Source organism: Breznakiella homolactica (genome assembly GCF_016616095.2).
GTDB classification, from domain to species: domain Bacteria; phylum Spirochaetota; class Spirochaetia; order Treponematales; family Breznakiellaceae; genus Breznakiella; species Breznakiella homolactica.
On sequence record NZ_CP067089.2, the window covers coordinates 2025896 to 2045958 of the forward strand.

Here is a 20063-nt window from a genome sequence, read left to right on the forward strand (position 1 = left end):
GTCAGACCTCCTTAAAGACCGCCCCGGAAGCGGCGGACGTTACCTGCTGAGCGTAGCGGGCAAGGTATCCGGTGGTCACCCTGGGCGGCAGAGGCTTCCATTCAGCCTTCCGCCGCTCGAGTTCACTGTCGCTGAGTTTTACGGAAATTGAATGGTTATCGATATCGATCGAAATGATATCTCCGTCCTTGAGCAGTCCGATGGTTCCGCCGTCGGCGGCCTCCGGGGAAACGTGGCCGATGGATGCGCCCCTGCTGGCGCCGGAAAACCGGCCGTCGGTGATAAGCGCTACTTTGTCGTCGAGCCCCATTCCGGCTAAGGCGCTGGAGGGTCCGAGCATCTCCCGCATTCCCGGGCCGCCCCGGGGGCCTTCGTAGCGGATGACGATCACATCCCCGGCTTTGATCGTACGCTTCATCACCGCGTCAAAGGCGTCATCCTCGCAGTCGAAAACCCGGGCGGGACCTTCGTGCTTAAGCATGGCAGGCGCCACGGCGCTCCGCTTTACCACCGAACCGTCGGGGGCAAGATTTCCTTTGAGGGCCGCCAGGCCGCCGGTTTCGGAATAGGGATTTTCTATCGGGCGGATAACCTCCGTATCGAGATTAACGGCATCCCGGTAGGCGTCCTCCAGGGTTCCGTACACCGTGGCGGCGGAACCGTCCACGAGATTCCGTTTTGATAACTCCTTGAAGACCGCGGGAATCCCGCCGGCGGCATGGAGGTCCTCTACCGCATGGAATCCCGCCGGGGACAACTTGCAAAGGTTGGGGGTAACTTCGCTGACCGTATTGAGCAGATCCAGGTCGAGCTTTATCCCGGCCTCATGGGCCACCGCCGGGAGGTGGAGCGCCGTATTGGTGGAACAGCCCAGAGCCATATCGAGAGCCAGGGCATTCATGAAACCTTTCTCTGTCATAACCGACAGGGGAAGGATATTCTTTTTCAGAATGTCCATAACCAGCATGCCGGTCTTCTTGGCCAGGCGCAGCCGCTCGGCCATTACCGCGGGGATAGTACCGTTTCCCGGCAGGGCCATTCCCAGGGCCTCGGTGACGCAGTTCATGGAATTGGCGGTAAACATCCCGGAACAGGAACCGCAGCCGGGACAGGCCGCTTCCTCCAGGGCGTACAATTCAGCCTCATCCATGGTCCCGGCGCCCACGGCGCCCACCGCCTCGAACATGGAGGTAAGGGTCAGAGGCTTGCCCTTCCTGCGGCCCGCGAGCATGGGACCGCCGGACACAAAGATCCCCGGTATGTTCAGCCGGGCCGCGGCCATGAGCATTCCCGGAACGACCTTGTCGCAGTTGGGGATATACACCATGGCGTCAAACCCGTGGGCTTTGACCATACACTCCACGGAATCGGCGATCAGCTCCCGGGTAACCAGGGAATAGCGCATGCCCTCATGGCCCATGGCGATTCCGTCGCAGACGCCGATAACCGGGAACTGTACCGGAATACCTCCGGCAAGCCGGACCCCGTCGGCGGCAGCTTTGGCCACGGTATCGAGATGAATATGGCCGGGCACAATCTCACTTTTTGCCACCGCAATACCGATGAGGGGCCGCTGGAATTCCTCATCGATGAATCCCATGGCTTTGAACAGCGACCGGTGGGGTGCCCGGGCAATACCTTTATTAACGGAATCGCTTCTCATATTTTTCTCCTTCCAAATCTACAGCTTGCCTTCCAGAGCCTTGATCACCGCTTCGCCCATGGCTTTGGTACCGACGATTTTCTCTTCGCCCTTTTTGCCGTCCCGCCGGGCAATGTCCCCGGTACGGTACCCCGCGTCGAGCACCGCGCTGACCGCGGCTTCCACAGCGGCGGCTTCCTTCTCCAGTTTGAAGGAATACCGAAGCATCATGGCCGCGGACAGAATCGTCGCCAGGGGATTGGCAGTATCCTTCCCCGCGATGTCCGGCGCCGACCCGTGGATCGGTTCGTACATCCCCATGACGGTTCCCTTTTCCGAATCTGTACCGGCGGATCCGAGGCTGGCGGACGCCAGCATGCCGATGGAACCGGTCAGCACCGAAGCCTCATCCGACAGGATGTCGCCGAAGAGATTGCTGGTCACCATAACATCGAACTGCCCCGGAGCCCGGACAAGCTGCATGGCCGCGTTGTCAACATACATATACGTTGTTTCAATATCGGGATACTGCTTTGCCGTCTCCTGGGCAATTTCCCGCCAGAGCCGGGAGGATTCCAGGACATTAGCCTTATCCACAACGCAGAGTTTTTTGCGGCGGACCGCCGCCGCCGCGTATCCCGAGTGGAGAACCCGTTCGATCTCGGCTTTGGAGTAGGTCTCGGTATCGAAGGCGGACGTGCCGTCACTGCTCCGCCCCCGCGCTCCGAAGTACAGCCCGCCGGTGAGCTCCCGGACGATCAGGAGATCAAAACTGGGTTTGCCCTCGGGATTGCTGGCCGCCAGGACTTCATCCTTGATGGGACAGGCATCCCGGAGCTGGGGCAGCAGCGCCGCGGGCCGGAGATTCGCGAACAGGCCGAGTCCGGACCGGAGCCCCAGAAGCGCCCGCTCCGGGCGGAGATTTCCGGGGAGGGTTTCCCACTGCGGGCCGCCCACGGCACCCAGGAGAACCGCGTCGCACTGTTTTGCCGTTTCCAGGGTCGACGCAGGCAGGGGTTCGCCGGTACTGTCAATGGCGCAGCCGCCGGCTTCAAGTTCAGCGTAATTAAATATATGGCCGAACGTATCACCCACTACATCCAGAACTTCCAGGGCAGGGGCAATTACTTCGGGGCCGATACCGTCTCCGGGAATAACAGCAATTGAATAATTCATGTGATTAATAACCTCTCTATAAATAAGCCTTAAAACGGCGTTCTATATCGCCGATCAGTTTGTATTCTATGGAATCCACCAGGGCGGCCCGGCTTGCTTCAATAATGTCGGCGGAAACACCAACGGTACTCCAGTTTGACATGCCGTCGGTGGATTCGATGAGTACCCGGACCTTTGCGGCGGTGGCATCCTTGCCGTCGATAACCCGGACCTTAAAGTCCGACAGCCGGACCTGTTTCAGTTCGGGGTAGAAATGGTTAAGGGCCCGGCGCAGGGCGCCGTCCAGGGCGTTCACCGGTCCGTCCCCTTCGGCGGCGGCAATTTCGGCCTGGCCGTCGACCCAGACTTTTGCCCAGGCGTGGGAACAGGTTAAGGCATCGCTGCTGGGATGTTCACTGACTACCCGGTACCCTTCAATCTTGAATAGAGGTTTGTACTTGCCCAGCTCCCGCCGGACCAGAAGCTCGAAACTGGCGTCGGCTCCTTCAAACTGCCATCCTTCGGCTTCCAGTGCTTTAAGCCGGGATGCCAGCGCGGCGGTTACGGGATGATCCTTGGTGATCGACGGATCGATTTTTTTAGCCCGCTCCGCGATTGCCGAACGGCCCCCTACTTCGCTCATGAGAAAGCGCCGGTCGTTGCCCACCTTCGCGGGATCGATATGCTCAAAGGAGCGGCTGATCTTGAGGATCCCGTCGGCGTGCATCCCCGCCTTGTGGGCAAAGGCCCGGCTGCCCACGTAGGGCATATCATCCGGAACCGCCACGTTGGCGATCTCCGCCACCCGGCGGGTGATTTCAGAGATTCGCTCCAGCTTTCCCTCCGGCAGGCAGCGCAGCCCGAGTTTAAGCTCTATGGAAGGGATTACCGCTGCCAGGGCGGTATTGCCGGACCGTTCCCCGAAACCGACCAGGGTTCCCTGAACGTGGCGGCAGCCGGCCTGGACCGCGGTGATCGTGTTGGCGCTGGCCATGTCCGCGTCATTGTGGGCGTGGATACCGATCATGGAGGAGGCCGTGACGGAGCCGCCGCCCGCCTTCACCGCGGGGACCTTCATGGATTCACTCTGCTGTATTACAGCGGCGATCCCCGCCCTGATCGTATCCGGAAAGCAGCCGCCGTTGGTATCGCAGAGTACGATCCGGTCGGCTCCGGCTTCCAGGGCCGCCTTTATTGTCGACAGAGCATATTCCGGATTGGCGAGCCACCCGTCAAAAAAATGCTCCGCGTCGTAGATGACGGTCTTGTTCTCTTCCTTAAAGAACGCCACCGTCTCGGCGATCATGGCCAGATTTTCCTCCAGGCTTACCCGGAGGACTTCGGTCACATGGAGATCCCAGCTTTTCCCGAAGAGCACCACCGCATCGGTTCCGGCGTCCAGGAGGCTTTTTACCATGGGATCTTCCCCGGGGGTGGTCCCCTTCTTGCGGGTTGCGCCGAAAGCGCAGAGGGTGGCATTTTCCAGTTTAAGTTCCCCGGCGATCCGGAAGAACTCCATATCCTTGGGATTGCTCCCGGGATTGCCCGCCTCTATCCAGCGGACTCCCAGTTCATCTAAGGCCTGGGCGACGGCGATTTTATCCTGTACCGAAAAAGTTATCCCCTCCCCCTGGGCGCCGTCCCGCAGGGTGGTATCGAATATCTCAACTTCCGGATGAAACCGCTGGTCTTTCTCTAGATGCTCCTCCGGGCTTTTACCGGAATTCCGGTTTTGTTCCATATATTTCTCCATAATAAAGGCCTTCATCGGATCTATACGGATGCTCCAATGGAGCACCCGTGAAAACCCAAGTACGAAGCTAAGCTTCATACTCTGATTCAGACACCTTTCATTGCCTCTTCCCGTTTTCCCTTGGCAACATCCGTGGCGGACAGTTCCCACTCCATAGCGTTGATGGCGGCGATATACGCCTTAATTGAAGATTCCACCACGTCCGTGGAAATACCCCGGCCGTTCCAGAACCGGCCGTCCCAGCTGATCTTAACCGTGGTCTCGCCTTGGGCGTCCTCGCCGCCGGTGATGGCTCCCAGTTCATAGGATTCTAGGTCTGGGTCTTTGCCGGTGATCTGATCGATCGCCTTGAACGCCGCGTCGATGGGGCCGTCCCCGACGGCGACCTTTTCATGGAAACTGCCGTCCTTGTGCTGGAGCCTGATGGTACTGGTGGCGGTCAGAGCGGAACCGGAGTTGACCACCCAGCGGTCGAGCTTGTAGGTCTCGGGCACCGACGAGGCGGCCCCCATCACCAGGGCTTCGATGTCCCGGTCGCTGACCACTTTTTTCTTGTCCGCCAGAACTTTGAACTCCATGAATACCGCGTCCAGGGTTTCCTTCTCCACGGTATATCCCATATCCTTGAGGCGGTCCTCGAAGGCGTGGCGGCCGGAATGTTTGCCCAGGACCATGCGGTTCTTGGGGATACCCACGGATTCGGGGGTCATGATCTCATAGGTCGCCCGGTTTGCCATGACGCCGTGCTGGTGGATTCCCGCTTCGTGGGCAAAGGCGTTTTCACCCACCACCGCTTTGTTGGGCTGTACCTTGACGCCGGTCACCTGGGAAACCAGGCGGCTGGTTGAATAAATCTGTGCCGTATCGATCCGGGTATCGATACCATAGAAATCCTTCCGGACCTTGAGGCCCATAACGATTTCCTCGAGGGAGGCGTTGCCGGCCCGCTCGCCGATGCCGTTTACCGTACATTCAAGCTGGTCCGCACCGGCGGCGGCGGCGGCCAGGGTGTTGGCGACACCGAGCCCCAGGTCGTTGTGGCAGTGCACCGAAAGCCGGGCCCTGTCCATATTAGGGGTGTTCTCTTTCACGTAACCGATAAGCTTGGCGAATTCGTCGGGCATGGCGTACCCCACCGTATCCGGCACATTGACCACCGTGGCCCCCGCGTTTATTACGGCCCCAAAGACTTTGCACAGAAAATCGGGATCACTCCGGGAAGCGTCCTCCGCGGAAAACTCCACATCGCCGCAGAATTTTTTGGCGTAGGCCACCGCTGAAACCGCCCGTTCAATAACCTGTTCAGGGGTCATCTTCAGCTTGTACTCCATGTGGATGGGACTGGTGGCGAGGAAAATATGGATCCGGGGACTTGCCGCGTTCATTAGGGCTTCCCGGCCGGCGTCAATATCCTTTTCCAGGGACCGACACAGGCCGGCCACGGAACAGTCCTTGATAATGCCGGCAATGGTTTTTACCGCTTCCAGGTCTCCGGGACTCGCCGCGGGGAACCCCGCTTCCATCACATCCACGCCGAGTTTTTCAAGCCGGCGGGCTACTTCCAGTTTCTCCTGGAGATTCATGCTGCATCCGGGAGCCTGTTCTCCGTCCCGGAGGGTGGTGTCAAATATCTGCGCAATACGGGCCATAGGGGCCTCCTTCCTTTATCTAGACTTCAGATTTCGGGAGCCAGCTCATCATAGAGCGCAGCTCCTTTCCCACTATTTCGATGGGGTGCTGGGCTTCGATAGCCCGGGTTCTATTGAAGAAGGGACGGTTGGTCTGGTTCTCGCTGATCCAGTTCTTGGCAAAGGTGCCGTTCTGTATCTCCTTCAATACCTGGCGCATGGTGTTTTTCGTTTCCTCGGTGATGATCCGGGGACCGGTAACGTAATCGCCGTATTCGGCGGTGTCCGAGATGGAATACCGCATGTAGGAAAGACCGCCCCGGTTCACCAGATCGATGATGAGCTTCATCTCATGCATCACCTCGAAATAGGCGCTCTCCGGCTGGTAACCCGCTTCGGTAAGCACTTCGTAACCGGCTTTCATGAGGGCCGACACGCCGCCGCAGAGGACCGCCTGTTCACCGAAGAGATCGGTTTCGGTTTCTTCCTTAAAGGTGGTCTCCAGAACACCCGCCCGGGCGCCGCCGATTGCCGCCGCGTAGGCAAGGCCGAGGCGCTTGGCGTCTCCCGAGGCATCCTGGTACACCGCAATCAGACAGGGAACCCCCGCTCCGGCTGCGTACTGTTCCCGTACGGTGTGGCCCGGGCCCTTGGGGGCGATCATCACCACATTGATATCCTTGGGCGGAACTATCTGACCGAAGTGGATATTGAAACCGTGGGCAAAGGCCAGGGTCTTTCCGGGCTTGAGCGCGGGCTTGATGGATTCATCGTAGAGCTTCGCCTGCTTTTCATCGTTGATAAGGATCATGATAAAATCCGCGGCGGCGGCGGCGTCCTTGGCGGTCATGACCTGGAGCCCCGCTTCCTCAGCGCGTTTCCAGGATTTTGAACCTTCGTATAGGCCGACTATTACCTTCATGCCCGATTCTTTGGCGTTGAGCGCGTGGGCGTGTCCCTGGGAACCGTACCCGATAATCGCGATGGTTTTGCCCTGTAGGGCCCCTAGGTCACAGTCTTTTTCATAGTACATAATAGCCATAATGCCTCCTGCACACGGTTTTTCCGTGCAAAATTAATTGTGATCAATTTCAAAAAACGGTTATTTTCGAAATCAATCCTGGAAAAAACAGCGTAAACTCCGCTTTTTCCTATACGTCTGCTGTTACTTTTTCAAAATTGGACATTTTGAAAAAGTCCTTCCTGAGAATCCGGCGCAACCATTGACATTCCGGCGAAGCCGCTCCGAAGAGGACCGCCGCGTTCAATACCTGCGCCGGTTAAATGCTAATGCTTAGGGAAGGTACCGATAGTACCAGGGAGCCGCGCTCCAGGGCTACGAGGCCGGTGCGGGCGAGTTCAAGGATGCCGTAGGGGCGTAGCAGGATAAGGAGGCCTTCCAGCTTTTCAATATCACCGGTAGCCTCGACGGTAATGGTAGAAGGGGATACGTCGATAATCCGTGAGCGGAAAATAGAAGCGATTTCGATAACCGCGGGCCGGGTCGTTTCGTCGGCGCTGATTTTTATGAGCATGATTTCCCGGCGGATACAGGATGAAGAATCCAGTTCCCGGACGGAAATTACGTCCACCAGTTTGCTGAGCTGCTTGACGATCTGTTCAAGCACCGAATCGTCTCCGGTCACCGCTATGGTCATCCGGGAAACCGAAGGATCTTCGGTCTCCCCGACAGTCAGGCTGTCGATATTAAAACCGCGGCGGCTGAAGAGGCCGGAAACCCTGCTCAAGGTTCCCGATCGGTTTTCGACCAAGGCCGAAACCACGTGCCGTTTCATGCCTGCCCCCTATCCCATGGCTTCATTATGAAGCCCTGTACATCCCGAGGAAACGGAAGTCCTCGGTCTTCGTCTTAAGTTCCTCCACGGCTTCATGGAAAACGGAACCCGTTTCAGGAAGTCCCACATCGACGTAAAACATATACCGCCAGGGCTGGCCCTGGATCGGCCGTGATTCAAGCTTAGATAAATTGATACCCTTTTCGCTGAGGATTTTCAAGCATTCAAAGAGGGAACCCGGTTTATCGGAAACCGTAAACACCACCGACGCCTTGTTGGGCGTTCCCGAGCCGAGGCTCGGGGGAACCGGGGCCGCGTCGCCGCCGTTCCGCCGGGAGACAATAACGAACCGGGTATAGTTTAAGGGGTTGGTTTCGATCCCCGCCTTAAGTACCTTGAGGCCGAAGGCTTTGGCCGCGGCCTCACCGGCAATAGCGGCAACCCTGGTGGCTCCTTCCCGGGCGATGGAAGCCACGGCGCTGGCGGTGTCGTTGCATGCCTCCAGCTGCCATTCGGGATGCTTATCGAGAAAGTCCCGGCACTGGGCGAATCCCTGGGGATGGCTGCGGACAATTTTTATGGAATCCATATCGGCTTTTTCATCCCCGATAAGGCAGTGGACAATGCGTAGCTTCAGTTCCCCCACCACGGCGATATCGGGATACCGGAGGAAGAGGTCGTAATTTTCGTGGACCGAACCGGCCAGGCTGTTTTCCACGGGCACCACCCCGTAGACCGCTGAGCCGTCAAGCACGGCATCGAAAATAGCGCTGAATGACGGACAGGAAAGCCGGGGAGCTTCCTCACCGAAGGCCCGCATGAGGGCCTGTTCGGCGAAGGCTCCGGTTTCGCCGGAAAAGGCGATCTTATCGGAAACAGGGGTTTCCGCGGTTTTTTGAAGGGAAACGCCGGGGGCCGACGGCCGGGGGGTCCGGAGAAGCTCCTTACCCACCACCGGGGCCAAAGCCTCAATATCCCGCATGAGCCGTTCGAACTGTTCCGGGTACAGGGACTGGGGCCCGTCGGAAAGAGCCTCGTCCGGGCGGGGATGAACTTCGACGGTGAGGCCGTCCGCCCCGGCGGCGATGGCCGCGAGCCCCGCGGGGCTTACCTTGGCCCGGATACCCACTGCGTGGCTCGGATCCACGATAACCGGCAGATGGGACAGGCGCTTGACCACGGGGATGGCGGAAATATCCAGGGTATTCCTGGTATAGGTCTCAAAGGTCCTGATTCCCCGTTCGCAGAGAATCACGTCCTTAGTCCCGGAGGCCAGGAGGTACTCCGCTGAAAGAAGCCATTCTTCTATGGTCGCGGATGGTCCGCGTTTGAGGAGCACCGGTTTTCCCAGGGCTCCCACTTTCTTGAGCAGCTCAAAGTTCTGCATATTCCTGGCGCCGATCTGGAACATATCCGTCAGATCGTTCATCTGGGCCGCCAGTTCCGGGGAAACTATCTCGGTCACAATGGGCATGCCGTAGGCCTCGCCGGCTTCCTTCATGTATTCCAGGCCCTTCATCCCCAGGCCCTGGAAGGCGTAGGGGCTGGACCGCGGCTTAAAAGCGCCGCCCCGGAGGATTACCGCCCCGGATTCCCTGACCCGGCCGGCGGTTTCCATGATCTGGTCCCGGCTTTCCACGGCGCAGGGACCGGCGATGACGGAAATCCGCGATCCGCCGATCTTTACGGGCCCCACCGTGACAATGGTATCCTCGGGTTTCGTTTCCCGGGAAGCCAGTTCGTAGGGTTTTGACGTGGCGGCGACCCGCTCGACCCCGGGGAGCAGCCCCAGTTCGCGGAGATCCGCCACGCCTTTTCCGGAAGCCCCGATGAGTTCGTCTTCCCCGAAATGCTGATCCCGGACGGAAAACCCCCGGTCCCTGAGATAAATACGGACCAGTTCTTTTTCATGGGGAGAAGCATCTTTGGATAAAACGACAATCATTGCAGGGACCTCCGAATCCCCCAAACAAATGGGTGATCCTTATAGTATCCGTTCACCAGGAAATATTCAAGGGTATTTATGCATGGATATGCAATAAAAGGGATATCCGCTGTATTTTTTTTCACAATTAAAGAAACTGAATTATAGTTAAAGTTTTTATATATCCATATCCAAAAATATCCGGGCCAGGGCCTCCTGCATGGTGGTGCAGGACTGCAGAAGGGATTTCTGCTCCTCCTGGGTCAGTTGGCTGAATGCCGTGTTCATAGCTTCGTACCGGCGGTCCATCTCATTTTCCGCCATTTTTGTCCCCTGGGGCGTAAGGGTGACAAGGATTTCCCGGCGGTCGCTGTCATTGGCAACCCGGTCCACCAAGCCCTGTGTTACCAGCTGGTTGACCCGGTTGGAACAGGCGGAGGCCTTGAGTCCCAGGGTTTTCGCCAGTTTATTGAGGGTACATTTCTTCTGGTTGTACAGAACGAGAATGGCCCGGATATTCAAACTGTAGCTTCTGTTCGGTTCGTTGATGATCCTGTGGAAAATACTCATGCTTCGCCAGGTATCGTAATAGGCCTTTGCCAGTCCGGGGATTGTTGTCATCGTGTCAGTCCTTAATAATTACTATTATTAATTTGCAGCATTAATAGTACATTATTGTAAATATCAGAAAAGCACGAGGTACGCAAGGGCAGGAATGGTGAAAACCGCCAGGACCGTTGAGCAGACCAGGAGTTTCCCCGCGGCGGCGGTGTCGGCATGGTACCGCTGGGCCAGTATGGGAATGGTACTGGCCGACGGCATGGCGGCAATCAGGGTCGGAACCGCCCACATATAGTAATTATCCGGAAACAGCGGACGGAGTATCCCGCACACACCCAGGGGCAGCACCACGAGCCGCAGCAGGCAGGTAAGGTAAACCCGTTTATCCATCAGGGCCTCCCGGATCGGCAGGGACGCGATGGTGATTCCGATACTGAACATCGCCAGGGGCGTGGTGATTCCTCCGATCTGGTTAACAAAAGCCAGCAATTCCGGGCCTACCGGAATCCGCAGAAAGGACAGAATCAGTCCCAGCAGGGCGCCGAGCAACGACGGCGTCAGGAGAATATCCTTCAGCTTCCGCCCTTTTCCGCCGGATAGGATATACGCCCCCGCGGTATGGTTAAACAGACTGAAAACCACGATGAACATGGACGCGTACAGCATGGCGTCCGCGGGCCAGAACGCCCGGATTATGGGAATCCCCACAAAGGCGACATTGGAAAAAACAATACAGTACTGGTGGACACCGGCGCTCTGTTTCGGCAGACCCAGGATTTTCGCGTAGGGTACTGAAAGAAGGAAGCATGCGCCATAGATGGAAATGGCAATCAGGAGGACAATCCCGGTTTCTCCGAGGTTGTCCGGCGAAAAGTTGGTATATACAGAAGAAAAGATCAGCATGGGCAGGGAAATATTGAAGGTAATCCCCGTTATGGTTTTGGGGGCGGAATCATCAAGTATTCCCGCTTTTTTAGCGATAAAACCGATAACAATCATCGCCACGATAAGCAGCAGCCGTATGTAGATGACACTGAAATCCATGGTGGTTAACCTTCTAAAAAAACGGCCCCGCGATCCCGGAGCAGAGTGCGTTCCGGGATCGCGGGGTATGGCGGAATCCGGTCTCAGCGCCGGAGCAGGCCGATGACCGTGTTGAGGGTCAGGCCGAGGGCAAAAAGATAACTGAGGACCATAAAGACAATGAGGGCGGTGGGCCGTTTGTATCCCTGGTTCAGTTTCTTGCTGAACAGCAGCAGCGTAAGGAAGAGCCCAGCCACGGGGGTGGCCACGGAGGTACAGACCTGGGCAACGATGACCAGCTGTATGGGCTGGCGTCCGAAAATAAACGCAACAATCGCCCCGAATGCCAGTACGCAGGAAGAGAAAATCTTGGTGCTCATGTTGTCGAGGCCGCAGGGTTTTCCCAGACTGTCCAGCATCAGCACGGCGGTCCGCTGGGAGGTACCCAGCAGGGAGGAAAACGCGGCGCCCAGCATGCTGAGGCCCATAATTATGGGGGCGAAATTGCCCAGCACCGGACGGAGCTGCTCCGCAAGTTCAGTGGGGCTGCGTACGATTACTCCCTTGGGATAGAGCACAATGGCGCTGGTGAGCAGCATGAGTACCGTTATCAGGGTTACCGAAAAGACGTGGGCCATGGAATCGGTGGTGGTGGCGCCGTTAAAGAGATCCGCCTTCTTCCACTTTTTTTCCCGGCCCAGGTAGGTACCGTAGAGTCCGGTGGTTACCGTGGCGCTGGTACTGATAAACGCCAGGGCGGCGGGAAGAGAACCTTTGGGTACCGAGGGAATAAAAAATCCCTTGGCGAATTCTCCCCACTTCGGCCCGCCGGAAGCGATAACGGTGATGCCGAAACAGATTATCATCAGAAACACGCAGGCGGTTATGGCTTTTTCCAGAATTTTGTAAACCCCGCCGCGGTAAAAAATAACCAGGAGGCACACCAGGCCCATGATGCAGGCGCCGGCCTGCCAGGGGATCCTGAAAATAAGGGTCATGCCGATCCCCGTACCGGTAAAGTTACTGATCGTAAAGGCGGCGCCGCTGAGAAAAGTGGCGGCACCGACAATTACCGTCACCGTACGGCCGTAATGGTCGTGGATGACCTGCAGCACCGGCTTGCCCGCCAGCATTGCCACCCGGTAATTGGTAAGGACAAAGGCGGTTCCCATGACGAATATGGGAATCAGGAGCCACATGAGCTGGTAGCCATAGGTCGAACCGAGAACCGCGGCGGTGGTAATACTGCCGGGACCGATGACCACACCGGTGAGGATCATGCCGGGTCCAACCCTTTTCAGAAGTTCCTTAAAGGGCAGTCTTTTTAATTGGGACGGATCCACCGGTTCTTCGGCTTCCGCCGTGATGGTTCTGCCGGTTTCATTGTTTGACATACCGTACCTCCTTACTGTGACTTTTATATACCCCCCGGGCGTAATGCCTCGGGGGCAAATTCTCCTGTACAGCGGTTTGGCCGCTGTATGTAAACCCGCCGGGATTTACCGCGGCAGTTTGTTGTACACCGCCATGATCCTGTCCTCTGAAATTACCGGCTGGCCGGCAGCGGTGAGCAGGACGCGGAGGTCGTCGATTTCACTCTTCAGAGGGAGTATCATCGGAAGGCGGAGGTATGGGGTGGGATACAACCCCTTGAGCCAGGCGGCGACCTTAAACACCGTGTGCAGCCGGGCATGGGAGCGACCAACGTAGTTGTGCAGATTGTACAGCCCTTTCTCCAGCCAGAATTTTTTAGCTTCGCCGTAGTTTCCGGCCCGCAGGGCGGTGATCAGTTCAATATTGGGTTCCTTGGAATAATTCCAGAAACAGCTCACACTGCCGTCGAGAAGATCGTAAAAATAGTCTTCGTAGAAATGGTGGGCACTGGACTGCAGAAGCCCCACATGGGGTTTGCCCTGTTTTTCCCGTTCCCGGATATGGAAACCCACATCCTTGATGGCCCGGAAGTTGTACATCATTTTCCACCCGACAATATTGGGGAAATGGTCGAGAATAAAATCCACCGTATCCGGGGGATAGGAAAGGCCGTAGACAGGATCTCTGGGACCCGCGCCATGGATGATAAATGGTACGTCACCCACCGCATCGGCGATTATCCCGCAGTTGCTGGTAAAAACCTCGGGGAATCCCCGTACATCCCAGCCGGTGGTCACGTCCAGGCAGCCCATGGGGGGCATAACAAAAATGCCGTCCGCCCCTTCGGCCATGGCATCCTTGGCTTCGTCCCCGAGATAATACGGATCGGCATTGATCACCCCGCAGAACATGGGGACTTTTCCGTTATTTTCTTCCGCCGCGATAGCCATGATCTTCCGTTTTTCTTCCCGGGTCATGGTAAAGATTTCCCCGGCTTCGGGGTTGACGATCAGACCGCCGCCGATACCGATAAAGTCGTCGGTAAGAAAATACCGTACCAGGCTCCTGAACGCTTCATAATCAATTGTGTGGCAGTCTTCCTTTATCGGGAGTCCCAGGGCCACATAAAACCGGTCATACTTGTTTCCGAAATTAACAGCCATACCATTTCTCCTTGTCATATATAATTCGATTATCGTAATATATGATTTTCATATATTTTGATTATCAGATAATTCGATTTTCGTAATATTTGATTTTAGGAGTTTATCACTGCTTTACTGTTCTGTCCAGAAAAATGTTATTGGAGAAATAAGATTTTTAAGACAAATATCCGCCGGCCGGGAATGGAACAGAAATGATATCAATAATACCAGCCTCCCGGTTGACCTCCAGCCCCGGTCCGTGTCCTAATTGTTATATGAAGAAAAACCTAACCCATATCAGGTCGAAAAAAGCGTTTATAATTGACATGGATGGTGTCATTTACCATGGGAATCAGCTGCTCAAGGGGGCCGCGGAATTCGTGGAATGGCTTAACCGTAATGAAAAATCCTATCTTTTTCTGACCAATTCAAGCGAACGTTCTCCCCTGGAACTTTCACAGAAGCTTGCCCGATTGGGGATCATGGTTGATCCCATACATTTCTATACCAGCGCCCTGGCGACGGCGGCGTTTCTGGCGACCCAGAATCCCGGCGGGTCCGTATACGTCATCGGCGAGCCCGGACTTATCCAGGCGCTGTACGACGCCGGTTTTACCATGAATAATGTTAATCCCGATTATGTGGTGGTGGGGGAAGGCCGGGGCTACGGGCTGGAATCCCTGGAAACCGCTGTAAGCCTCGTGCGGAAGGGAGCCCGGCTTATCGGAACGAATTCCGATATCAACGGGCCGTCGGAAAAAGGCATTGTCCCGGCCTGCGGCGCGCTGGTAGCTCCCATAGAACTGGCCGCCGAAACCAAGGCGTATTTTGTGGGGAAACCGAACCCGCTGATGATGCGCCACGCCCTTAAACGGCTTAACGTAAAACTGGAAGACACCGCCATAATCGGCGACCGCATGGATACAGACATTCAGGCGGGGGTTGAATCGGAGATCGAAACGGTTCTCGTTCTTTCGGGGGTAACGGCGCCCGGGGATATCAGCCGCTTCCCGTACCAGCCCAAGCATGTGCTGGAAGGGGTTTTTGAAATCCCCGAAGACTGATAAACCGATAGTTCCTACGCTTTGCTCTGGAGCTTTCCCTGTTTTTTAAGCTGAATAATATAGTCCGCGTATTGTTTGTCAGAAACCGCGATGTGGGTCAAAACCCAGTCCCGGAGAAACCGCACAAAGGTATTGGGAACGAATTTTTTACCGTCCTGGAAATTCTTTACCTCGTTGAGCACTTCCATCACAAAATCTTCATGCTGTTTCTTGTGTACGGAATAATCGGGATAGCTTATTTTCCTGAGAATTTTTTCTTCCGTGTCAAAATGAAGTTTTACGTAGTCCACCGCTTCATGGATAGTCTTAAGAAAAAACGCCCGGGCGGCATCATCCCCCAAACGGCAGCCGGTATAAAGGTCGTTGGTCATCTTCACAAGACCCCGGTGCTGGTCATCGACAAGGGGAATTCCCACGGAAAACCGGTCGTCCCATTCTACAATATGTACCTCGCTCATAACGCCCCCAAAACACCAGAAAGTATATCCGGTAATTTGCTAAAAAGCCAGAATTTTCATTGCTGAAATTCATTTTTCCCTGTATTAGTTTATCATTTCTATCAGGTTTTTCAAGAAAAAAATTAGATATTTCTAACTAAATTAGCTAAGGGAATTCAGCCGGTTTGACCCTGATACGGCTGGGGATTGTCCTTTGCCTCGGCGCGGGCTTTTCGGAGCCGGTCATTGACCGCGGGTCCCAGTCCGGTCTCCGGCACTTCCACAGCCCGGATCGCGGTGTACTGCGGATTGTCCAGTTCGTGGAGAAAGTCAAAAAGATTGGCCGCGGCTTCGTTCATGCTGCCCGATTCGCTGAGGACCCGGATGTTGGCGGGCACCCCGCCGGATGATTCTTCCAAACGGTTTCCGGCTATCCATTGATCCCGGAATTTTCCGTCAAAAAAAACAAAGGCTTCGCTCTTGTTCCAGGGAACCGCCATCATCGCCTCCGGGGAATACAGGTAAAGCCCGGTCCGCGGCGCGTAATGGCTTTTCAGCTGCCCCGGTGCTGCGGGAAGGGGCCCCTCAGCCGCCGCGGTATCCACCGGGCCTATGAGTTCCTCAATCCGTTCCCGGGGCATGCCTCCGGGCCTGAGTATACGGGCACGGCGGCCGCTGATATCGAGAACCGTGGACTCCACGCCGACCCGGACCTTTCCGCCGTCAACGATATAATCCACCCGCCCGCCGAGCTGCTCCGCCACGTGTTCCGCCCGGGTGGGGCTGAGGTACCCGAAGGGATTGGCGCTGGGCGCGGCCACCGCGCCGGTGGAATACCGGATGATTTTCAGCGCCACCGGGTGGTCCGGCAGCCGTACCGCGGCGGTCGGAAGGCCGCTGGTCGCCAGATCGGGAACGGAGTTTTTTTTGGGAAGCACCAGGGTAAGCGGGCCGGGCCACAATTCCGCGCTGAGTATATCCAGGGCTTTCCGCATTTCCGCATCCAGGGCGGTAAGGTCCGCGACCCGTTCCAGGACGGAAACCTCGGCGATATGGATTATGAGCGGATCGAACCGGGGACGCTGTTTCGCCTCGAAGATTTTTGCCAGCGCCGCCGGGTTAAAGGCGTCCCCGCCCAGACCGTATACGGTCTCTGTGGGAAAGGCCACAAGATCGCCGGAACGCAGCGCGGCGGCGGCCCGGCACAGGTCATCTTCCGAGTCGGAAAGCATCTCCATGGACGGCTACACTTCTTTTCTGAAAAGGACCGCGGAACCGGTTCTTCCGATTTCCGTAAACCCGATGCGCCGGAGGTACGATTCGTGGGCGGGAACCTCCGCGGCGGCGGTAAAGACGGATCCCTTCGGCGCGATGCTGGTGGCGGCGGTTTCGAAAAAGAACCGTGCGTTTTTCAGGTCCCGGTATGCCGGCACCGCGTAATCGAGGAGAATCGCGATTTCATTGTCCTTTTCCCGCCGGAACGCCACCAGAGAAACCGGCAGGGTTTCCCGCAGGATAAAACAGCACTCCGCTCCGGCCAGGGTACCGGTTTCGGGATCGGAATTATACGAAGGAAAAAAACGGCGTATATCGTCGTTGCTGAAACGGAGGAACCGCCGGACGTATTCATCCTGCTTCGGATCCACGGCTATGACATCAAACACGCTGGGTTTCCGGTAATCCTTCTGCATCCGGATCAGGTAAAAAATATTGACCCCCACGGTAAACACATTCAAAATCATCACCGGGAAGGATACGATACAGAAACCGTACACCGCAAAACAAAAAGACCCGATCAGATTCATGATCCGCAGCCACTTGATATTCTTCATGGTGAGACTCACCGCGACCAGCACGGAAGACAGCACACCGAACCATTCGACAAACACAGCCCAGCTCATTGGCAATTATTCCTTATATCCATTTTTTTCTTTTGAAGTATACTATCATACCGATAACAATTACAAACATCACCCCCCAGGTGACGTAATAGGCGTAGGGATAATCCAGTTCCGGCATATTCGAAAAATTCATACCGTAAACACCGACAATAAATGTTATGGGGATAAAAATAGTTGAAATAATGGTCAGTACCTTCATGACGCTGTTCATGCGGTTTGAAACCGCCGACATGTTGACTTCCAGAACCCCCGACAGAAGCTCCCGGTAAGTTTCGACGGTTTCCGCGGCCTGGAGCACATTGTCGTAGAGATCCTTGAGGAAGGGGTCGAGATTCTCATTTACCAGGGGCGTTTCCATGCGCTGAAGGGAAGACAGGTTTTCCCGCAGAGGCCAGACAATCCTGCGGATTTTGAGGAGCAGCTGCTTCATATCCTGGAGATCCGGAATAAAGGACGCGTCGTTGTCCAGAATTGCCCGGTCCTCAAAATCTTCTATTTTAGTTCCGATATCATCAAGGGCGACGAAGTACCCGTCGATGACGGAATCCATGATTGCGTAGGCGAGGTAATCGGAACCCATTTTGCGGATCCGCCCGACATTGCCCAGAATCCGCCGGCGGATAGGCTCAAAGAAGGGGCCGTGGCTTTCCTGGAAGGTTATTACCGTATCCTTAGTGAGGATAATGCTGACCTGCTCAATCTCAATACGGCGCTCGGAATTCGCTTTAATGAGCTTAAACGTAATAAAGATGTAATCATCGAATTCCTCAACCTTGGGGCGGTGCTCCGTATTGAGGATATCCTCAAGGGTCAGCGGGTGAACGCCGTAGGTTTCGGAAAGCCGGGAAAGAGCCTCGCCGCAGTCCTTTAGGCCGTTGACGTTAATCCAGGTGATACCCCCGGAACTCCGGTAGCCCAGGAGTTCCTCCATCGTGCCGGCCTGCCGCATCCAGGCACCGGACGGATCGTACCCTATGATGGAAAGCTGCATTTCCCCGGGATCTTTATCCCCCACATACACGGCGCTTCCCGGAGGCAGGCCGATGTCCGGACGATTACTGTTTGCAAGTGAATCCATATTTTAACGATAGTACCGATTACGGTTCCGGGCAAGGTCCGCGGGGAACCGCAAACAGCACAAAACCAGCCGCCGGAATACCCGGTTTTTTTATTAAAATATTATCAGTATTTATATCATATTAATATGATATAAATAATATATTTTATTTCATTATATTATATAAAGTTACAGATAAATAAAAAATTGACATCGAGTTAATATCATGTTATTCTGCTTTAAACAGATTAACCTGATTTTATATTCAAAATTTAACAGAACAAGGAGAAGTCTATGAAACGAGCTGCGGCGCTATTTTTGACCCTGTTCATCGTCCTGTCCGGCGCTTTTGCCGGAGGGTCCCAGGACACCAAAGGAAAAACAACGGTGGTATTCTGGAACGGCTATACCGGCCCCGACCGGCCGGTATTGGAAAAAATTGTTGAAGATTACAACAATGCCCAGGATTCGGTGATCATAAAAATGGAAATTATGCCCTGGGATACCCTGTTCCAGAAGCTTATGCCGGCGCTGATCGCCGGCAACGGACCGGACCTGATCGCCATGTCGGTAGGCCGGTACGCGGAATACGCCCAGGCCGGAAAGCTGGCTAACCTTGATTCCATGCTGGCCCAATCAAAAGACCTCAGCGCCACGGATCTGGTCCCGGGGCTTATGGATGCCGGGATCTTCGGCGGCACCCGGTACGCCATGCCCATGTCTTTCGCGGCGATCGTTATGTACTATAACAAGGCCATGTTCCGGGAAGCCGGCCTCAACCCGGACAATCCCCCCAAAACCATGGCGGAGCTCCAGAACGCCTGGGGCCGGCTCATTAAAAAAGACGCCAGCGGCCAGGTAACCCAGTACGCCCAGGCGGTGGGGGTTAAATCGACGGTCGCCATGGTGCCGATCTTTATGTGGATGTACGGAGCGGACTACCTGAAGGACGGAAAGAGCGTGCTCAATACGGCCCAGGCGCGGCAGGCCATGACCGTACTGGCGGACGCCTACAAATTGGGTCTGTCCCCGGTGGGCCTTACCGGCCAGGAAGCGGACAATCTCTTTGCCGCGGGCAAGGCGGCTATTGAATTCAACGGCCCCTGGGCCATTAACGGCTTCCGGAACGCCGGAATCGATCTCGGCATTGCCGAGGTTCCCGCGGGACCCGCCGCGCACGTGACCTGGGGAGGAGACACGGTTCTCAGTATTACCGCGGATTCCAAGGTCAAGGAAGCGGCATGGGCTTTTATAGAACACTGGAACAGCGCGGAAACACAGCGGACCTGGGCCCTGAATGTGGGGTTCCCCCCTACCCGCACCGACATGGGGAACGACACCGAACTGCTCAAGGGAAATCCCGACATTGTCTATTTCCTCAGGTCCGCCCAGTACGCCCGGATTTTCCTCCCGGCGGAACCCAAGGCTAACCGGATCGATGAGGAAATTCTCGTTCCGCTGTACGAATCGGTATTCCGGGGACTCAAGACTCCCGAGGCGGCCCTCGCCGAGGCCCACGAAAAACTGAATGCCCTGATGGCCGAGTAAACCGCAGAGACCGTTCCTTCCGGGACCGCCGGCGTTCCGGCGAACCCCGGGAGGA

General features: G+C 56.0%; 17 protein-coding genes. 2 read left to right on the forward strand and 15 right to left on the reverse strand.

The genetic code is table 11. The features are described 5' to 3' along the window. Position 1: 1 nt before the first annotated feature. The 11 genes from ilvD to JFL75_RS09305 all read right to left on the reverse strand — a co-directional run bounded on the left by ilvD (position 2) and on the right by JFL75_RS09305 (position 14019). Complete coding sequence (ilvD, locus tag JFL75_RS09255; protein WP_215626398.1) at positions 2-1663, reverse strand: dihydroxy-acid dehydratase; 1662 nt, start codon at positions 1661-1663, stop codon at positions 2-4. Positions 1664-1681: 18 nt separating this feature from the next. Then, complete coding sequence (leuB, locus tag JFL75_RS09260; RefSeq protein WP_215626399.1) at positions 1682-2818, reverse strand: 3-isopropylmalate dehydrogenase; 1137 nt, start codon at positions 2816-2818, stop codon at positions 1682-1684. A gap of 16 nt (positions 2819-2834) precedes the next feature. Further along, positions 2835-4538: a citramalate synthase gene (cimA, locus tag JFL75_RS09265; RefSeq protein WP_215626400.1), complete on the reverse strand. Its 1704-nt coding sequence runs from the start codon at positions 4536-4538 to the stop codon at positions 2835-2837. A 98-nt stretch (positions 4539-4636) separates the two neighbouring features. Beyond that, positions 4637-6199, reverse strand: a complete 1563-nt coding sequence (locus JFL75_RS09270; protein WP_215626401.1) for a 2-isopropylmalate synthase — start codon at positions 6197-6199, stop codon at positions 4637-4639. A gap of 19 nt (positions 6200-6218) precedes the next feature. Next, positions 6219-7220 carry a ketol-acid reductoisomerase gene (ilvC, locus tag JFL75_RS09275; protein ID WP_215626402.1) on the reverse strand — a complete coding sequence of 334 codons (1002 nt, stop codon included), beginning with the start codon at positions 7218-7220 and terminating at the stop codon, positions 6219-6221. 238 nt (positions 7221-7458) lie between these two features. Beyond that, entirely contained in the window at positions 7459-7974 is a 516-nt protein-coding gene (ilvN, locus tag JFL75_RS09280; protein WP_215626403.1) for an acetolactate synthase small subunit, read from the reverse strand. Positions 7975-7999: 25 nt separating this feature from the next. Further along, entirely contained in the window at positions 8000-9919 is a 1920-nt protein-coding gene (aroF, locus tag JFL75_RS09285) for a 3-deoxy-7-phosphoheptulonate synthase (RefSeq protein ID WP_215626404.1), read from the reverse strand. A 156-nt stretch (positions 9920-10075) separates the two neighbouring features. Beyond that, positions 10076-10519 carry a MarR family winged helix-turn-helix transcriptional regulator gene (locus JFL75_RS09290; protein WP_215626405.1) on the reverse strand — a complete coding sequence of 148 codons (444 nt, stop codon included), beginning with the start codon at positions 10517-10519 and terminating at the stop codon, positions 10076-10078. Between the two features lie 63 nt (positions 10520-10582). Next, positions 10583-11503 (reverse strand): AEC family transporter, encoded by a 921-nt coding sequence (locus JFL75_RS09295; RefSeq protein ID WP_215626406.1) that lies wholly within the window; start codon positions 11501-11503, stop codon positions 10583-10585. An 83-nt stretch (positions 11504-11586) separates the two neighbouring features. Further along, entirely contained in the window at positions 11587-12876 is a 1290-nt protein-coding gene (locus JFL75_RS09300; protein ID WP_215626407.1) for an Nramp family divalent metal transporter, read from the reverse strand. 105 nt (positions 12877-12981) lie between these two features. Beyond that, positions 12982-14019 carry a dihydrodipicolinate synthase family protein gene (locus JFL75_RS09305; protein WP_215626408.1) on the reverse strand — a complete coding sequence of 346 codons (1038 nt, stop codon included), beginning with the start codon at positions 14017-14019 and terminating at the stop codon, positions 12982-12984. Positions 14020-14276: 257 nt separating this feature from the next. On the opposite strand from JFL75_RS09305, the gene JFL75_RS09310 reads away from it, so the two are divergent. Then, the gene (locus JFL75_RS09310) at positions 14277-15065 is read left to right on the forward strand and encodes an HAD-IIA family hydrolase (protein ID WP_215626409.1); all 789 of its coding nucleotides are present in this window, start codon (positions 14277-14279) and stop codon (positions 15063-15065) included. Positions 15066-15079: 14 nt separating this feature from the next. Here JFL75_RS09310 and JFL75_RS09315 read toward each other — a convergent pair whose 3' ends face one another. The 4 genes from JFL75_RS09315 to corA form a co-directional block, all read right to left on the reverse strand. Continuing rightward, complete coding sequence (locus JFL75_RS09315) at positions 15080-15523, reverse strand: bacteriohemerythrin (RefSeq protein ID WP_215626410.1); 444 nt, start codon at positions 15521-15523, stop codon at positions 15080-15082. Positions 15524-15678: 155 nt separating this feature from the next. After that, positions 15679-16740 carry an L-threonylcarbamoyladenylate synthase gene (locus JFL75_RS09320; protein WP_215626411.1) on the reverse strand — a complete coding sequence of 354 codons (1062 nt, stop codon included), beginning with the start codon at positions 16738-16740 and terminating at the stop codon, positions 15679-15681. Positions 16741-16746: 6 nt separating this feature from the next. Continuing rightward, positions 16747-17403 carry a YgjV family protein gene (locus JFL75_RS09325; protein WP_215626412.1) on the reverse strand — a complete coding sequence of 219 codons (657 nt, stop codon included), beginning with the start codon at positions 17401-17403 and terminating at the stop codon, positions 16747-16749. Between the two features lie 13 nt (positions 17404-17416). Further along, positions 17417-18481, reverse strand: coding sequence for a magnesium/cobalt transporter CorA (corA, locus tag JFL75_RS09330; RefSeq protein WP_223292811.1), 1065 nt, complete (start codon positions 18479-18481; stop codon positions 17417-17419). A 273-nt stretch (positions 18482-18754) separates the two neighbouring features. Here corA and JFL75_RS09335 point away from each other — a divergent pair, with 273 nt between their 5' ends. Further along, entirely contained in the window at positions 18755-20008 is a 1254-nt protein-coding gene (locus tag JFL75_RS09335; RefSeq protein WP_215626413.1) for an ABC transporter substrate-binding protein, read from the forward strand. The last annotated feature ends 55 nt before the right edge of the window (positions 20009-20063 follow it).

What these genes read in the sequence shown, in the direction of transcription:
- ilvD (WP_215626398.1), bottom strand. Translation starts at nt 1,663, where the DNA reads ATGAGAAGCGATTCCGTTAATAAAGGTATTGCCCGGGCACCCCACCGG.
- leuB (WP_215626399.1), bottom strand. Translation starts at nt 2,818, where the DNA reads ATGAATTATTCAATTGCTGTTATTCCCGGAGACGGTATCGGCCCCGAA.
- cimA (WP_215626400.1), bottom strand. Translation starts at nt 4,538, where the DNA reads ATGGAACAAAACCGGAATTCCGGTAAAAGCCCGGAGGAGCATCTAGAG.
- JFL75_RS09270 (WP_215626401.1), bottom strand. Translation starts at nt 6,199, where the DNA reads ATGGCCCGTATTGCGCAGATATTTGACACCACCCTCCGGGACGGAGAA.
- ilvC (WP_215626402.1), bottom strand. Translation starts at nt 7,220, where the DNA reads ATGGCTATTATGTACTATGAAAAAGACTGTGACCTAGGGGCCCTACAG.
- ilvN (WP_215626403.1), bottom strand. Translation starts at nt 7,974, where the DNA reads ATGAAACGGCACGTGGTTTCGGCCTTGGTCGAAAACCGATCGGGAACC.
- aroF (WP_215626404.1), bottom strand. Translation starts at nt 9,919, where the DNA reads ATGATTGTCGTTTTATCCAAAGATGCTTCTCCCCATGAAAAAGAACTG.
- JFL75_RS09290 (WP_215626405.1), bottom strand. Translation starts at nt 10,519, where the DNA reads ATGACAACAATCCCCGGACTGGCAAAGGCCTATTACGATACCTGGCGA.
- JFL75_RS09295 (WP_215626406.1), bottom strand. Translation starts at nt 11,503, where the DNA reads ATGGATTTCAGTGTCATCTACATACGGCTGCTGCTTATCGTGGCGATG.
- JFL75_RS09300 (WP_215626407.1), bottom strand. Translation starts at nt 12,876, where the DNA reads ATGTCAAACAATGAAACCGGCAGAACCATCACGGCGGAAGCCGAAGAA.
- JFL75_RS09305 (WP_215626408.1), bottom strand. Translation starts at nt 14,019, where the DNA reads ATGGCTGTTAATTTCGGAAACAAGTATGACCGGTTTTATGTGGCCCTG.
- JFL75_RS09310 (WP_215626409.1), top strand. Translation starts at nt 14,277, where the DNA reads ATGAAGAAAAACCTAACCCATATCAGGTCGAAAAAAGCGTTTATAATT.
- JFL75_RS09315 (WP_215626410.1), bottom strand. Translation starts at nt 15,523, where the DNA reads ATGAGCGAGGTACATATTGTAGAATGGGACGACCGGTTTTCCGTGGGA.
- JFL75_RS09320 (WP_215626411.1), bottom strand. Translation starts at nt 16,740, where the DNA reads ATGGAGATGCTTTCCGACTCGGAAGATGACCTGTGCCGGGCCGCCGCC.
- JFL75_RS09325 (WP_215626412.1), bottom strand. Translation starts at nt 17,403, where the DNA reads ATGAGCTGGGCTGTGTTTGTCGAATGGTTCGGTGTGCTGTCTTCCGTG.
- corA (WP_223292811.1), bottom strand. Translation starts at nt 18,481, where the DNA reads ATGGATTCACTTGCAAACAGTAATCGTCCGGACATCGGCCTGCCTCCG.
- JFL75_RS09335 (WP_215626413.1), top strand. Translation starts at nt 18,755, where the DNA reads ATGAAACGAGCTGCGGCGCTATTTTTGACCCTGTTCATCGTCCTGTCC.